The 13761-nt window shown below is 70.6% G+C and carries 14 protein-coding genes; 10 read left to right on the top strand and 4 right to left on the bottom strand.

What is annotated here, in order from left to right; all coding sequences use genetic code 11:
- The first annotated feature begins 13 nt into the window (after window positions 1-13).
- Genes ACIRR9_RS35855 through ACIRR9_RS35845 form a run of 3 tightly spaced genes read left to right on the top strand, consistent with a single transcriptional unit; the run spans window position 14 to window position 2979 of the window.
- On the top strand, window positions 14-949 hold the full coding sequence (locus ACIRR9_RS35855; RefSeq protein WP_403760743.1) for an ATP-binding cassette domain-containing protein: 936 nt from the start codon (window positions 14-16) through the stop codon (window positions 947-949).
- Window positions 946-1722: an ABC transporter permease gene (locus tag ACIRR9_RS35850; RefSeq protein WP_123978284.1), complete on the top strand. Its 777-nt coding sequence runs from the start codon at window positions 946-948 to the stop codon at window positions 1720-1722. Before ACIRR9_RS35855 ends, ACIRR9_RS35850 begins: the two co-directional genes overlap by 4 nt.
- Window positions 1723-1782: 60 nt before the next feature.
- On the top strand, window positions 1783-2979 hold the full coding sequence (locus ACIRR9_RS35845; protein ID WP_403760739.1) for a CaiB/BaiF CoA transferase family protein: 1197 nt from the start codon (window positions 1783-1785) through the stop codon (window positions 2977-2979).
- Window positions 2980-3002: 23 nt separating this feature from the next.
- Here ACIRR9_RS35845 and ACIRR9_RS35840 read toward each other — a convergent pair whose 3' ends face one another.
- From ACIRR9_RS35840 to ACIRR9_RS35830, 3 genes are all read right to left on the bottom strand, one after another.
- Window positions 3003-3272: a hypothetical protein gene (locus ACIRR9_RS35840; RefSeq protein WP_365342260.1), complete on the bottom strand. Its 270-nt coding sequence runs from the start codon at window positions 3270-3272 to the stop codon at window positions 3003-3005.
- 126 nt (window positions 3273-3398) lie between these two features.
- Window positions 3399-4202, bottom strand: coding sequence for an anti-sigma factor domain-containing protein (locus tag ACIRR9_RS35835; protein ID WP_403760736.1), 804 nt, complete (start codon window positions 4200-4202; stop codon window positions 3399-3401).
- Window positions 4199-4741, bottom strand: coding sequence for a sigma-70 family RNA polymerase sigma factor (locus ACIRR9_RS35830; protein ID WP_403760734.1), 543 nt, complete (start codon window positions 4739-4741; stop codon window positions 4199-4201). Before ACIRR9_RS35830 ends, ACIRR9_RS35835 begins: the two co-directional genes overlap by 4 nt.
- Window positions 4742-4948: 207 nt before the next feature.
- Between ACIRR9_RS35830 and ACIRR9_RS35825 the strand changes: the two genes are divergently transcribed.
- The 4 genes from ACIRR9_RS35825 to ACIRR9_RS35810 all read left to right on the top strand — a co-directional run bounded on the left by ACIRR9_RS35825 (window position 4949) and on the right by ACIRR9_RS35810 (window position 11342).
- Window positions 4949-6478, top strand: coding sequence for a DUF4331 domain-containing protein (locus tag ACIRR9_RS35825; RefSeq protein WP_403760731.1), 1530 nt, complete (start codon window positions 4949-4951; stop codon window positions 6476-6478).
- Window positions 6479-6613: 135 nt separating this feature from the next.
- A complete protein-coding gene (locus ACIRR9_RS35820) occupies window positions 6614-8023 on the top strand; it encodes a tetratricopeptide repeat protein (protein WP_403760728.1) in 1410 nt (469 codons plus the stop codon).
- Complete coding sequence (locus ACIRR9_RS35815; RefSeq protein ID WP_403760725.1) at window positions 8020-9696, top strand: nickel transporter; 1677 nt, start codon at window positions 8020-8022, stop codon at window positions 9694-9696. Before ACIRR9_RS35820 ends, ACIRR9_RS35815 begins: the two co-directional genes overlap by 4 nt.
- Before the next feature lie 26 nt (window positions 9697-9722).
- The gene (locus tag ACIRR9_RS35810) at window positions 9723-11342 is read left to right on the top strand and encodes a serine/threonine-protein kinase (protein WP_403760722.1); all 1620 of its coding nucleotides are present in this window, start codon (window positions 9723-9725) and stop codon (window positions 11340-11342) included.
- A gap of 3 nt (window positions 11343-11345) precedes the next feature.
- Here ACIRR9_RS35810 and ACIRR9_RS35805 read toward each other — a convergent pair whose 3' ends face one another.
- Window positions 11346-12146: an SGNH/GDSL hydrolase family protein gene (locus ACIRR9_RS35805; RefSeq protein ID WP_403760719.1), complete on the bottom strand. Its 801-nt coding sequence runs from the start codon at window positions 12144-12146 to the stop codon at window positions 11346-11348.
- Window positions 12147-12305: 159 nt separating this feature from the next.
- Between ACIRR9_RS35805 and ACIRR9_RS35800 the strand changes: the two genes are divergently transcribed.
- The 3 genes from ACIRR9_RS35800 (at window position 12306) to ACIRR9_RS35790 (ending at window position 13608) form a co-directional block, all read left to right on the top strand.
- Window positions 12306-12770 carry a protease inhibitor I9 family protein gene (locus ACIRR9_RS35800; protein ID WP_403760716.1) on the top strand — a complete coding sequence of 155 codons (465 nt, stop codon included), beginning with the start codon at window positions 12306-12308 and terminating at the stop codon, window positions 12768-12770.
- Between the two features lie 47 nt (window positions 12771-12817).
- Window positions 12818-12991: a hypothetical protein gene (locus tag ACIRR9_RS35795; protein ID WP_403760713.1), complete on the top strand. Its 174-nt coding sequence runs from the start codon at window positions 12818-12820 to the stop codon at window positions 12989-12991.
- A gap of 182 nt (window positions 12992-13173) precedes the next feature.
- Window positions 13174-13608: a hypothetical protein gene (locus ACIRR9_RS35790; RefSeq protein WP_403760710.1), complete on the top strand. Its 435-nt coding sequence runs from the start codon at window positions 13174-13176 to the stop codon at window positions 13606-13608.
- Window positions 13609-13761 lie beyond the last annotated feature (153 nt).

Below are 13761 nucleotides of genomic sequence, written 5' to 3'. Positions count from 1 at the left end.
CTATGGTCGCCCTATGACAACTACGTACGCTGTACTTAGTGAAGGTCTGGGGAAGCGCTTCGGCCAGGTACCCGCGCTGCGCGGGCTCGACCTGGCCGTACGGCAGGGCTCGGTCTGCGGGCTGCTCGGTCCGAACGGGGCGGGGAAGACGACGGCCGTACGGGTGTTGACCACCCTCCTCCGGCCCGACGCGGGTTCCGCCCGCGTCGCGGGCCACGACCTCGTGCGGGAGGCGGCGGCCGTCCGCCGTGGCATCGCCGTCACCGGCCAGTACGCATCCGTCGACGGCGACCTCACCGGCCGTGAGAACCTCCGCCTCTTCGCCCGGCTGCACCGGGTGCGGGGGCCGAACGACCGGGCCGCCGAACTCCTCGACCGCTTCGGCCTCACCGAGGCCGCCGACCGCAGGGCGGCCACCTACTCCGGGGGCATGCGCCGCCGCCTCGACCTCGCGGCGAGCCTGGTCCGGCGGCCCGAGGTGCTGTTCCTCGACGAGCCCACCACCGGTCTGGACCCGGCCAGCAGGAACGGCATCTGGCAGGCGGTGCGGGAGCTGACCGCGGACGGCACGACCGTGCTGCTGACCACGCAGTATCTGGAGGAGGCCGACCAGCTCGCCGACGACATCGTGCTGATGGACCGGGGCCGGGTGGCGCAGACCGGCTCCCCCGCCGAGCTGAAGGCGCTCTTCGGCCGGCACGTGGAGGCCGTGGTCGCCGGCCCCGACGCGCTGCCGAAGGCGGCCGCCGTGCTGGACCGGCTCACCGGAACCGAGCCGCGGTTCGACCACGAGCGGCACACCGTCGGCGCCCTCACCACGGATCCGACGCTCACCCTCCCCCGCCTGGTGCGCGAACTCGACGCGGCGGGTGTGCCGTTGCTCGACGCAAGCCTGAGACCGCCGACCCTGGACGACGTCTTCCTCCGACTGACGGGAAGTGCCGCATGAGCGCGCTCGCGTACGACGGTGCCGCGATGGTGGGCCGGCAGCTGCGCCGGGTCCGCAACAGCCCGGGCCTCGCGGTCCTCACCCAGCTGATGCCGGTCAACATGCTGCTGTTCTTCGGCTACGTCTTCGGCAGCGCACTGGCGATGCCCGGCCCGGAGTACCGCTCCTTCCTCGTCCCGGGGCTGCTGGTGGCGACCGCGGCCGGCGGGCTCATGACCGGGATGTTCCAGGCCGCCGCCGACACCCACCGGGGCGTGACGGACCGCTTCCGGACCATGCCGGTGAGCCGGGCCGCGGTACCGCTGGGGCAGGCGGTGGCCGACCTCGTCGTCACGGCGCTCGGTACCGTGCCGCTGCTCCTGGTGGGCCTGGCCGTGGGCTGGCGCGTCGAGGGGTCGGCCGCCGGGGCCCTCGGCGCCGTCGGTCTGCTGCTCCTCTTCCGGTTCGCCTGCACGACCGTCGGCATCTTCCTCGGCCTGCTCACCCGCAGCGAGGACGCGGCCGGTCAGCTCGGCGCCTCCTCCTTCGTACTGCCGCTGCTCTCCGACGCCTACATCCCCACCGGCAATCTCCCGGGCTGGCTGCGCACGCTCGCCGAGTGGAACCCGATCAGCGCGGTGACGACGGCCCTGCGCGAGCTCTTCGGCAACGCGCCCGTCCCCGAGGGCGCGGCCTGGCCGGTGGCCCACCCGGTGGCGGGCTCGCTCGCCTGGAGCGCGCTCCTGATCGCCGTCTTCCTGCCCCTCGCCGTCCACCGGTACGGGCGCGGCTGACGGACCCCGTCGTACCGGCACTGCTGACAAACGCGCCGGTCACGGTCCATGATCCCGGTCATGGACCGTCTCCCGCCGCCCCTGGAGGGCATCACCGTCGTCGCCGTCGAACAGGCTGTGGCCGCGCCCTTCGCCACCCGGCAGCTGGCCGATCTCGGCGCCCGGGTCATCAAGGTGGAGCGGATCGACGGCGGCGACTTCGCACGCGGTTACGACACCGCCGCCGGCGGCCTCGCCTCGCACTTCGTGTGGTGCAACCGGGGCAAGGAGTCCATCGCGCTGGATCTGAAGGACCCGCGCGGCCTGGAGATCGTGAGGAGGCTGATCGCGGACGCGGACGTCTTCGTGCAGAACCTCGCGCACGGGGCCGCCGCCCGGCTGGGCCTCGACGCGGCCACGCTGTGCGCCGCACACCCCCGGCTGGTCGCCGTGGACATCTCCGGATACGGGGCGTCGGGGCCGTACGCCGGCAAACGCGCGTACGACATGCTCGTGCAGTGCGAGGCGGGCCTGGTGTCGGTCACCGGGACGCCGGAGCAGCCCGTGAAGGCCGGGATCCCGGCGGCGGACATCGCGGCGGCCATGTACGCCTTCTCGGGCGTCCTCGCGGCGCTGCTGCGGCGCGCGACGACCGGGCGGGGCGGTCCGGTGGAGGTGTCCATGCTGGAGGCGCTGGCGGAGTGGCTGGGACATCCGCTGCACCACACGATCCACGGCGGTAAACCTCCGGAGCGCACCGGGCTGGCGCACGCGGTGATCGCGCCGTACGACGCCTATCCGACGGGGGACGGCGGGCGTGTGCTGCTGTCGGTGCAGAACGACCGGGAGTGGCGGCGGCTGGCCGAACAGGTCGTCGGGCGGCCGGAACTGGGTTCGGATCCGGCGTTCGCGACGAACGCGGCGCGGGTGGCGAACCGGGCGCGCACCGATGAGCTGGTCGGGACGGCCCTCGGGGCGCTCGACGCGGACGAGGCGGTGGCACGGCTCGATGCCGCGGGCATCGCATGCGCGCGGCTGCGGGATCTGCACGAGCTGGCCGGGCATCCGCAGCTGGCCGCCCGGGAGCGGTGGCGGGAGGTGGGATCGCCGGTGGGGCCACTGCGCGCACTGCTGCCCCCCATCACGCTGCCTGGCGGGGACGAGGCACGGATGGGGGATGTGCCCGCACTCGGACAGCACACCGAGGCGCTGCTGCGTGCCGTGGGGATGACGGACGCCGAAACAGCAGCGCTGCGCCGGGACGGTGTGATCGCCTGAGCGCGGGTCTGACGGTCAGACGGTCAGTGCTTGTTGCCGCCGAACAGTGAGCGGCGCAGTCGGCGCAGCGGCGCGAAGAGGGAGACACGGCTGACCCGTGCGACCCGGTCGCTGCGCTGTGCGGGTTCACGCGCGGTCAGCTCACGCATCAGTGACGTCGCCTCGACCGCCTGCTGCTGCGGTATGGCGGGTCCCGCCAGCACCGACAGATGGCGGTCGAGACGCGAACTGGTCGCGTTGCTCCCGCAGGTGATCGCAGGGACCCTCGCCCTGCTGCGTGTTATCTGATCCATGTCACTCCCCACCCGTACGAGTCCACCCGGCCCGGGCAGGGTAACCCTATCGCCCCGATGGGGCACTCGTGTATCGCGGTCACAGGATTCACCTTCCCCGCAAGGGTGTTGACGACCCCTCTTCGATCACTCTCCGAATCCAACCGATTTCAGGGCGAGTTGGACAACTGGCTGGCTGGTGGGCTGTGCTGATCCGCCCGCAGGTTCGACGGTCACCGCGAGTGACGTCGCGGATCTGGCCATACCGGTGGCGACCAGGGGCGTGTCGGCCTCGAAAAGCCCGAGGGAGCGCGGTTGCACATGGGGGCGCATGAGCCAGAGCTGATGCACCCGGCCGTTCGGCAGCGCGTCGTATCCGCTGAGCGTGACGACGGCCTGCCCCTCCGAAACGGAGGCCACCGCTCCGATAATTCCGCCCTGGGCGTCCTTGCCGTTGGTCGCGAGCGCGTCCGGCGCGGCCAGAACGTGGGCGATCTCACGCGACTGGGCGCGCTCGGCGTCGAGCTGATTCTGCGTCCGGTCGGCCTGCACTACGAAGAGCCCGGCGACGACCAGCGCCGCGGCCGCGGTGGCGGTGGCGAACGGCACGAACAGGGGGCGCGACCGTCGGCGCTGCGGCGGGGGCTGCACGCCCCAGACGTGCGGCGGCAGATTGGGGACGTGCTCATGGCCGGGGGCCGACTCCTGCGGGGTGGCGCGCACGGCGGCCAGCACCCGGTCACGCATCGCCAGGGGCGGCGGAGCGGCCGTGGACCAGGCGAGCCGCACCGCGTCCTCGGTCAGCGCCCGGACCTCGGCGGCACACCGCTCGCAGTCCTTGAGGTGCTTCTCGAAGCGGCGCCGCTCACCGGGTTCCAGGGCGTCCAGGGCGTAGGGCGCGGCCAGCGAGTGCAGGTCCTCGCGGTGCAGCAGCCGGCCGACCAGGCTCATGCCACACCTCCCAGGCAGTCACGCAGCCGGGTGAGGCCGTCGCGCATCCGTGTCTTGACCGTACCCAACGGCAGCTTGAGCCGCTCGGCGACCTCACGGTACGTGTAGCCGTCGTAGTAGGCGAGGGTGACGGACTGACGCTGCAGGGCGGTGAGGCGGTCCAGGCAGCGGCGCACCCATTCGCGCTCCAGGCCGGCTTCCACCGTTTCGGCGACCTGGTCGAAGGCGGGTTCGCCCGCGCGCAGGGCCTCACGCTGTTCGCGTTCGCCGGCCGCACGGGCGCTGCGCACGCGGTCGACGGCGCGGCGATGGGCCAGGGTGAGGATCCAGGAGAGGGCGCTGCCCCGGCCGGGGTCGAACTTCGGTGCGGAGCGCCAGAGTTCGAGAAGCACCTCCTGGGACACCTCCTCGGACTGGGCGGGATCGCGGACCACACGTCGTACGAGTCCGAACACGGGCCCGGACACCAGACCGTAGAGATCCTCGAACGCCTTCTGGTCGCCGGCCGCGACGAGCACCAGCAGTTCGTCCGCCTCCATCCCGTCCCTCCTTATCCGGCCGCACCCGGCCCGTCCTCCCACACCAGGCATTCGCAACTGGACGCACCTCCGGCATGGGTACGTATGCGGAAGGCAAAAACGCGGGTCGAGCAGGAAGAAAAGATTTTTTTCTTCGGACCAATCCAAACGGCCCTCCAGCTCCGTATACCCGTCCGTCAAGCAAGTTGGGACCGAGGGACGGACGGCATGACACCTCTAATCTCCAGGAGCGGTATGGGGCGCAAGGGCCTTGTCACACTCATCTGTGGGGCACTGGCCACCGGCGGGATCACAGCCGCCAGCGTCGCCGCGCTGGCACCGGGGGTGGCCTCCGCCTCCTCCCACCGGGAAGCCCCCCTCATCTCAGGGACCCCGCAGTACGACAACACCGACCTGTACGCGTTCGTCAGTCCGGACAAGCCCGACACCACGACGATCGTGTCGAACGTCATCCCCTTCGAGGAGCCGGCCGGCGGGCCGAACTTCTACCAGTTCGCGGACGACGCCCAGTACGACATCCACATCGACAACAACGGTGACGCGAAGGACGACCTGATCTTCCGCTACACCTTCAAGACCCAGATCAAGAACAAGAAGACGTTCCTCTACAACACGGGTGTGGTCGACAACCTGACCGACCCGGACCTGAACGTCACGCAGTCGTACAACCTCGACCTCATCAAGTTCAAGAACGGCAAGCAGCAGTACACGTCGAGGATCGCCAGCGACATCCCGGTGGCGCCGTCGGACGTCGGCAAGGCGTCGATGCCGGACTACGCGAAGCTGCGCTCGCAGGCCATCTACAAGACCACCAACGGCGGTGCGACCTTCGCCGGCCAGGCCGACGACCCGTTCTTCGCCGACCTGCGCGTCTTCGACCTGCTGTACGGCGGCAACCTGAGCGAGGTCGGCAACGACACCCTCAAGGGCTACAACGTCAACACGATGGCCCTCCAGGTGCCGAACGACCTGATCCGGCAGTCGGCGTCGCGCCCGACCGTCGGCATCTACGCGACGACCCAGCGCAAGAACGCGCAGGGCCGCTTCACGCAGGTCTCGCGCCTTGGCAACCCGCTGGTCAACGAGGTCGTCAACCCGCAGAAGGACAAGGACAAGTTCAACGCGTCCCAGCCCAAGGACGACGCGCAGTTCCTGAAGAACGTCACCAACCCGGAACTGCCGAAGCTCATCGAGGCGATCTACCACATCAAGGCGCCCTCCGAGCCGCGCAACGACCTCGTCAGCGTGTTCCTCACGGGCGTCAAGGGCCTCAACACGTTGCAGCCCTACGCGCAGCCGTCGGAGATGCTCCGCCTGAACACGTCCATCAAGCCCACCGCCAAGCCGAAGCGGCTCGGCGTCCTGGACGGCGACAACGCCGGCTTCCCGAACGGCCGTCGGCTCACCGACGACGTGATCGACGAGGCGCTCCAGGTCGTGGAGGGCGAGCTGGTCGGTTCCAAGAACGACCTGGGCGACGCGGTCGACAAGAACGACAAGAGCTTCGAGAAGTCCTTCCCGTACGTGGCCGAGCCGACGTCCGGTTCGCGCGGCGCGCTCGCCAAGGGCACGGCTTCCGGCAGCACCACGAAGAGCGCGCTGGGTGATGCGCTGACCGGCTCCAGCGGCAACAACACGATGCTGATCGCCGGGTCGGCGGCCGCCGGTGCGGCGGGCGTACTGCTGATCGGCACCGCGTTCGGCCGGTGGCGCCGCCGGATGCAGCGCCAGTACTAAAACGGCGGATTCCCCCCAACCATCCCCCCACACCCCCCACATCCCCCCACCTCACAATCTGGCGCGGCCCGCTCCCACCCAATCCCCCACGGCAGCGGGCCGCGCCGCCCCATGCGACATCTACTAGGAGAGGGCATGGCCCCGGGTACGAACGAGAAGCAGCCCGCCGACACGAAGGACGACGAGCGCGTCACCGCCCTGCGCCGGTTCGCCGCCGCGGGGCGGAACTGGCGGCGGGCTCGACTCGCCGGTTCCGCCGCGCTGTTGGCGGTGGCGCTGACCGGCGGGGCGATCGCCTTCGGGGCGTCCCGGGACGGCGGTACGGCGCCGGTGGCCACGTCCAGTGCGGTGTCGCCGGCGCTGCTCGCCAGCGGCAGCCTCGACGCGAGCATCGCCGCTCTCCAGGCCCATCTCCGCACCCAGCCGAAGGACTCCGACAGCTGGGCCACCCTCGCCCTCGCCTACGTCGAGCAGGCGCGCACCAAGGGCGACCCGTCCCGCTACCCGCAGGCCCAGAAGGCCCTGAAGCGCGCGCTGCAGATCACCCCGGGCAACGACCAGGCGCTGTCCGGCGAGGCCGCGCTGGCCGCCGCCCGGCACGAGTTCGCGCAGGCGCTCACCTACGCGGACCAGGCCCTCAAAGAGAACCCGTACAGCGCGGACGCCCTGTCCTCCCGTATCGACGCCCTGGTCGAGCTCGGCCGGTACGACGACGCGGCCAAGGCGGCCGACCTCGCCGACCAGCGCAAGCCGGGCGTCCCGGTGTTCACCCGGTACGCGTATGTGCGGGAGCTGCGGGGCGATGTGAAGACGGCACAGCGCGTGCTCCAGCAGGCGCTGTCCACGGCCACGGCGAAGGGCGACATCGCCTATGTGTCCGCGCAGCTCGGTCTGCTCGCCTGGAACCAGGGCGACTACAAGAACGCGGCCGACTACTACGCCCGCGCCCTGACCGCCGACGAGAACTACCTTCCCGCGCTGGAGGGCCGGGCCCGCACCCAGGCGGCGATGGGCGACCGCGCCGACGCCATCAAGGGCATGGAACTGGTCGTCTCCCGCTATCCGCTGCCCCAACCGCTCGTCGAGCTCGGTGAGTTGTACGAGGACCGGGGGGCCAAGGGCGACAAGGAGAAGGCCGAGAACCAGTACTCCCTCGTCGAGGCCTGGATCGCGCTGGCCCGCGCCAACGGCGTCAACGCCGACCTGGACACCGCACTCGCCGCCGCCGACCACGGCAACAAGGCCGAGGCGCTGAAGGCCGCCCGCGCCGAGTGGGCCCGCCGCCACACCGTGCACACGGCCGACGCACTGGCCTGGGCCCTGCACGTCAACGGCAAGGACAAGGAAGCGCTGCCCTACGCCCGGCAGGCCACCGCCACCGGCTACCACAACGCCTCCTTCACCTACCACCTGGGCATGATCGAGCTGGCCAACGGCGAGAAGGCGGCCGGCCGGGCCTCCCTCACCAAGGCCCTCAAGCTCAACCCCGGCTTCTCCCCGCTGGGCGCCCGCACGGCCCGCAAGGCGCTGGAGGACTCGAAGTGAACCTCCGCCGTGCCGCCGCCGTCCTCACCGCGGCCTGTGCCCTGACCCTCCTGCCGGCCGCCGCCGCGAGCGCCCACCCGCTCGGCAACTTCACCGTCAACAAGTACGACGGTCTGGTCGCCGCCCCCGGGCAGCTCCGCGTCGACCACTTCGAGGACCTCGCCGAGATCCCGGCGACCCAGGCCAAGCCCGACCTGAAGCGGCTCGGCACGGCCAAGTGGGCCGAGCAGCGCTGCACGACGGCGGCGGACGGCAGCAAGCTCACCGTCGACGGCACGGCGACGCCCCTGACCGTCCGGACCAGCCACGCCGAACTGCGTCCCGGACAGGCCGGACTGAACACCCTGCGCGTCGAGTGCCGCTTCACCGCGCCGCTCCCGAAGGGCGCCGACATCACCCTCGGCTTCCACAGCGCGGGCACCGACTCCGGCCCCGGCTGGCGGGAGATCACGGCGCGCGGCGACCGGATGACGCTGACGAAGACGGACGTACCGAAGACGTCCCTCTCCCACGAACTCACCAGCTATCCGAAGGACCTGCTGTCCTCCCCGGCGGACATCACGACCGCCGCCGTCCGTGTACGGCCCGGCGGCCCGGCCCTCGCCGAGGAACGGCAGGCCACCCCGGGCGCCGCGATCCTCCCCCGGGGCATCGACCGCTGGACCCAGGCCCTGACCGACCTGGTCGCCCGCAACCACCTCACCTTCGGCTTCGCCACGCTCGCGCTGTTCATCGCGATCGCCCTCGGCGCGATGCACGCCCTCGCCCCGGGCCACGGCAAGACGCTGATGGCGGCGACGGCAGCGGCCCGCGGCGGCCGCGCCCGCCTGCGTGACGTCCTCCCGCTGGCCGCGTCGGTGACGGTCACCCACACCCTGGGCGTGGTGGCCCTGGGCATCCTCGTCACGGCCGGCTCCGCGGCCACGCCGTCGGTGATCGCCTGGCTGGGCATCGCGAGCGGCCTCATGGTCCTGGCGGCGGGCGTGAACCTGACGCGGCGGGCCTGGCGGAGCAGGGCGCATCAGCACCAGCACCACGAGCACGGCCCCGCGGAGACCGAGCAACGCCAACTTGCCCTGGTGGGCACGGCACACACCGACGGACACGCCCACGACCACGCGGAGGGACACTCCCACGGCCATGGCACCGGGCACGCTCATACCCACGAGCACGAGCAGGGCCACGAGCACGACCAAGGGCACACGCACGATCACAGCCACGACCACGGCCATGGCCATGGCCACACACACGACCACGACCACGACCACGACGATGCGCACGGTCACACCCACTCCCACGGCGGCTTCACGCACACGCACAGCACCGCCCCCACCCTGCGCGGCACGATCCTGCTCGGATTCGCCGGCGGCCTCGTCCCCAGCCCCTCGGCCGTCGTCGTGCTGGTCGGCGCCGCAGCCCTCGGGCAGGCCTGGTTCGGGCTCCTGCTCGTCGTCGCCTACGGCATCGGTCTCGCGCTGACGTTGACCGCCGCCGGGTTCGCCGTCGTCAAGCTGGGTACGGGAATGACCCGGGTGCTGGACAAACGCCCTCGCTTGACCACCCACCCCATGGCCACCCTGGTCCGCCGGACCATTCCGCTGACTTCGGCGCTGGTCGTCGTGGCCCTGGGCGTCGGATTGGTGCTCAAGGGGGCCGCGTCCGCGCTGCTCTGAGCTACGTTTGTGATGAACAACGCGAGATGCCGTGGGGGGCACCCGTGACCGAAGAGCCGGGTCGTGAGCGAGTGATCGCGGGCCGCTACCGACTGCTGTCCCCGCTCGGCGAGGGCGGTATGGGCACCGTGTGGCGGGCCCGTGACGAAGTGCTGGGCCGTGACGTCGCCGTCAAGGAGGTGCGGGCGCCCGCCGGGCTGCCCGGCTCCGACGTGGAGCGGATGTACGCCCGTCTGGAGCGCGAGGCCTGGGCCGCGGCCCGGGTCGCGAACCGCAATGTGGTGACGGTGTACGACGTGGCGATGGAGGGCGGACGGCCCTGGATCGTCATGGAGTTGATCCCGGGGGTGTCCCTCGCGGACGTCCTGGACACGGAAGGGCCGATGTCCCCGCAGCGGGCCGCCGGCATCGGCGCCGAGGTACTGTCCGCGCTGCGGGCCGCGCATGCCGCCGGGGTGCTGCACCGGGACGTGAAGCCCGGCAATGTGCTGCTGTCGAACGACGGCCGGGTGGTGCTCACCGACTTCGGGATCGCCACGGTCGAGGGCAGCTCGGCGCTGACCATGACCGGCGAGGTGATCGGCTCGCCCGAGTTCCTGGCTCCGGAGCGGGCATTGGGGCGGGCGTTCGGCCCCGAGTCCGACCTGTGGTCGCTCGGTGTGCTGCTGTACGCGGCGGTGGAGGGCACCTCCCCGTTCCGGCAGAACACCCCGCTGAGCACCCTGCGGGCGGTGGTGGACGAGGAGTTGCCGCCGCCGTACCGGGCCGGACCACTCGCCCCCGTCATCGAGGGGCTGCTCCGCAAGGACCCGGCGGCGCGGCTGTCGGCCGAACAGGCCGAGCGTGACCTGCGGTTGATCGCCGCCGGAGGCACCCCCGGCACGGCCGTCACGGTCCCGGTCCCGGCGCCGTACGAGACCCCGACCCTGGTCGCCCCGCAGCCTCGGCCGAACTCCCCCACACCCCCGCTGCCCACCCCTTTCCCCACTTCGACGGACACCCGGCCACCCGCTCCCGAGCGTGACGGCAACCGCCGCGCCGGTACCGTCCTGCTCATCGGCCTGGTGCTGGTCGTCCTCGCGCTGGGCGGGCTGACGTACGCCCTGCTCAACCACAACAAGGGCAACGGCAACGACGCCGGTGCCGGCGCCAGTCAGTCGGCCAGCAACCTCAGCTCCCCGGCGCCCAGCCACAGCAGCAGCACCAGATCCACGTCGCCGTCGGCGTCCGCGAGCAGCAGTGCGCCCGCGCAGAGCGTGCAGGTCAGCGTGGCCGGGTCGCGCACCGACTACTCGGGGACCTGTCCGCCGCCGACCGCGCACGCACCCACGTTCACCGCGACGTTCACGGTCGGGAGCGTTCCGGTGGATGTGCAGTACCGGTGGGTGCTGAAGAACGGGTCGCTGGACGACCAGGGCTGGAAGACGCTGTCCTTCCCGGACGGCGGCGGGAAGACCCGGCAGACCAGGGTGACCGTGACGACCTGGTCCGACAGCGGGACGCTGAACGACTCGATCGCCGTCGAGGTGCGCAGTCCCGTGAAGACCACGTCCAACTCGGTGCCGTTCTCGGTGACCTGCACCAAGACGACGGAGACCCCGACCGACGGGGCCTCCGGATCGCCTTCGCCCTCGAACTCCCAGTGAGGCTCAGGACGCGTTGCTGGTCAGGGCCGGCAGATAGCCGCCGGACTGGCCGGCCGCGGTGGGGTGGTACGACTCGGTGATGTCCAGCCAGTTGACGCTGTGCAGCCAGGAGCTGCTGGAGCAGATCTCGTGGCTGGAGAACGCGCTGCGGACGTCGCCGAAGGTGAAGCCGTGGTCGGCGGCGCGCTTGGCGATCGCGGCGTCGATGTAGTCGGCGGCGCCGTTGATGGCGGAGCGCTTGGTCGAAGAGAGGCCGAGGCAGGTGGTGCCCAGCAGGTAGAAGCGGGGGTAACTGAGCACGACCACCTTGGCGTTGGGGGCCTTGGCGCTGATCGCGTCGTACACGGTGTCGAGTTTGCCGGGGAGTGTGGAGTCGACGTAGGCCTCGGCGGTGCTGATCCGGGACAGGCAGGTGCTGTCGGAGCTGAGCACACAGGTCGTCATGACGTCGGCGAAGCCCGCGTCGTTGCCGCCGATGGTGATGGAGACCAGGGCGGTGGACGAGCTGAGCGTGCCGAGCTGGCCGGAGAGCACGTCGTCGGTGGTGGCGCCCGAGCAGGCGAGGAACGAGAACGAGGACGGGCTGTGGGCAGCGTTCCACAGGTACGGGTAGGCGTTGGTGCTGCGGTCGCAGCTGCCGCTCGAACCGATGTAACTGCCGGCGCCGACACCGGAGGAGTACGAGTCGCCGAGCGCCACATAGCCCCCGGTTGCGGCCTGCGCTTCCGTTGCGGCCCCGGCGAGTGCGAGGCCGCCGGCGAGGAGGAGTGAAGTCACGTATGCCGTAATTCGGGAACGTCTCATGGAACCTCCCTTTAGCAGGATCTCTGCCACAACTGTCGTAGCAACTACGCGTGTTGACGGGAAGTGTTCATGCCAAAACTTTTCAGGGTCTCAACCGGCCCCAACCGGACCGATCCTGTGCGTTCCCGGCGCGCTTGATTACGTGTCCATGTCACTCCTGTGACATGCCGTCAACTCCCTTGCCCTTTACCAGGGGAAAACCGAACCCTGAAGGACGGCGCCGGCTTCAAGGCCTCCTCGACCGAGGGCAAGGGCCTCGTCAAGGAGTACGGCGGCACGGTGAAGAAGACGTTCGGCAAGGTGCTGAACGGCTACTCGGCCGAGCTCTCGGCGGGCGAGGCCGCGAGACTCGCCGCCGACCCCGCGGTGGCGACCGTTCCTGACGGCGCCAATCGACGCCGACCACTGCCATCCGAAGCCGCCCCGGACTGCCCCGCGAACGGTCTTCAGGGTCAGAGGGCAGGCTGGTCCACCTCGGCGATCCACGTCTTACGCTCAGCTCGCAGCGGCGTGAAGTCCTCGGCGGGGCCCTTCGCCCCCCTGCGATCCTCGGCTGCGGACACCCCGACGGGTAGCTCTCTCGGCACGATCCTCCGGTCGCACCAAGTCACACCTCGCCGATAGCAGACGTCCCGCTGTAACCGACGGAACGGTCATGTCACCCTCGGCACTTGCAATGTGACGACGCGTCACCTTGCGCGATCGCGGCGGGCAACAGCAGCGCCAACGCCTCCTCGTACTCCCCGGCCCGGGTCGCCACGGCCCTGGTCGGCGGAGCGACGTCCAACGTGCCCACCAGCGTGGGCACCGGCTCACCGAACAAGCTCCTGAAGCTCGTCTCGTAACCGAGCCCCTGAGGTCCATGTCGTAACCGATCACCGGTACGGACCGAAATCGAGCGACTTGTTCCCCGGAGACAACAGGTGTCTCCGGGGAACGGTCATGTCCGGAGACCCGCTTGACGCCTCCCGTTCGACTGCGCGACATTGAAGCCCGGCATCCGACGCCTTGGGGGGCAAAGTCGGCCATGCAGTCCATACGACTCAAGACATCATCAACGGCGGAGGAACGGGCACGGCCAGGACCGGGGAGGGACCTGGGACCGCTGCTCGCGGGCGCCGCGACGGCCGTCGGTGCGGCCGGCGCACTGCTCGCCCTGACCGACTCGGACTCGACCTTGCGCGGGCCGTCGGCGCTGTTCTTCCTGCTCGCCGCGCCGGCCGCGGCGATCGCACTGGCTCTGCGCGGACTCGATCCGTTCGCGCGCGCCCTCACCGCTCTCGCGGGCGCCGTCGCCCTGGACATGCTGGTGGCACAGGGCATGCTCGCCACCCACCGCTGGTCGTGGCGCGGCGGAATCGTCGCGGTGTCCGTGATCAGCCTTCTGCTGCTCCTGCTGGTGCGAATGCGACCAGTGGAGCGAATGATCGAACGGATCAGGAAAATCCGTTCGAGGCAATGAACAAGGTCGGCCAAAGTTGCGTAACGGCCGAACCAACAAAAGCGTGAGGGCCAGTTCCGGGACTTGCCATACTGGTCCAATCGTCAATATCGTCGTACATCTCACAACCCGCACCGGATCATCATCAAGCGGCTCTAGGGGAGGGCTCAAGGA

Origin of the sequence: Streptomyces sp. NPDC101234 (assembly GCF_044767525.1) — a bacterium.
Taxonomy (GTDB): domain Bacteria; phylum Actinomycetota; class Actinomycetes; order Streptomycetales; family Streptomycetaceae; genus Streptomyces; species Streptomyces sasae.
This window is presented reverse-complemented; position numbering and strand designations above follow the sequence as displayed.

What these genes read in the sequence shown, in the direction of transcription:
- ACIRR9_RS35855 (WP_403760743.1), top strand. Translation starts at nt 14, where the DNA reads ATGACAACTACGTACGCTGTACTTAGTGAAGGTCTGGGGAAGCGCTTC.
- ACIRR9_RS35850 (WP_123978284.1), top strand. Translation starts at nt 946, where the DNA reads ATGAGCGCGCTCGCGTACGACGGTGCCGCGATGGTGGGCCGGCAGCTG.
- ACIRR9_RS35845 (WP_403760739.1), top strand. Translation starts at nt 1,783, where the DNA reads ATGGACCGTCTCCCGCCGCCCCTGGAGGGCATCACCGTCGTCGCCGTC.
- ACIRR9_RS35840 (WP_365342260.1), bottom strand. Translation starts at nt 3,272, where the DNA reads ATGGATCAGATAACACGCAGCAGGGCGAGGGTCCCTGCGATCACCTGC.
- ACIRR9_RS35835 (WP_403760736.1), bottom strand. Translation starts at nt 4,202, where the DNA reads ATGAGCCTGGTCGGCCGGCTGCTGCACCGCGAGGACCTGCACTCGCTG.
- ACIRR9_RS35830 (WP_403760734.1), bottom strand. Translation starts at nt 4,741, where the DNA reads ATGGAGGCGGACGAACTGCTGGTGCTCGTCGCGGCCGGCGACCAGAAG.
- ACIRR9_RS35825 (WP_403760731.1), top strand. Translation starts at nt 4,949, where the DNA reads ATGACACCTCTAATCTCCAGGAGCGGTATGGGGCGCAAGGGCCTTGTC.
- ACIRR9_RS35820 (WP_403760728.1), top strand. Translation starts at nt 6,614, where the DNA reads ATGGCCCCGGGTACGAACGAGAAGCAGCCCGCCGACACGAAGGACGAC.
- ACIRR9_RS35810 (WP_403760722.1), top strand. Translation starts at nt 9,723, where the DNA reads ATGCCGTGGGGGGCACCCGTGACCGAAGAGCCGGGTCGTGAGCGAGTG.
- ACIRR9_RS35805 (WP_403760719.1), bottom strand. Translation starts at nt 12,146, where the DNA reads ATGAGACGTTCCCGAATTACGGCATACGTGACTTCACTCCTCCTCGCC.
- ACIRR9_RS35790 (WP_403760710.1), top strand. Translation starts at nt 13,174, where the DNA reads ATGCAGTCCATACGACTCAAGACATCATCAACGGCGGAGGAACGGGCA.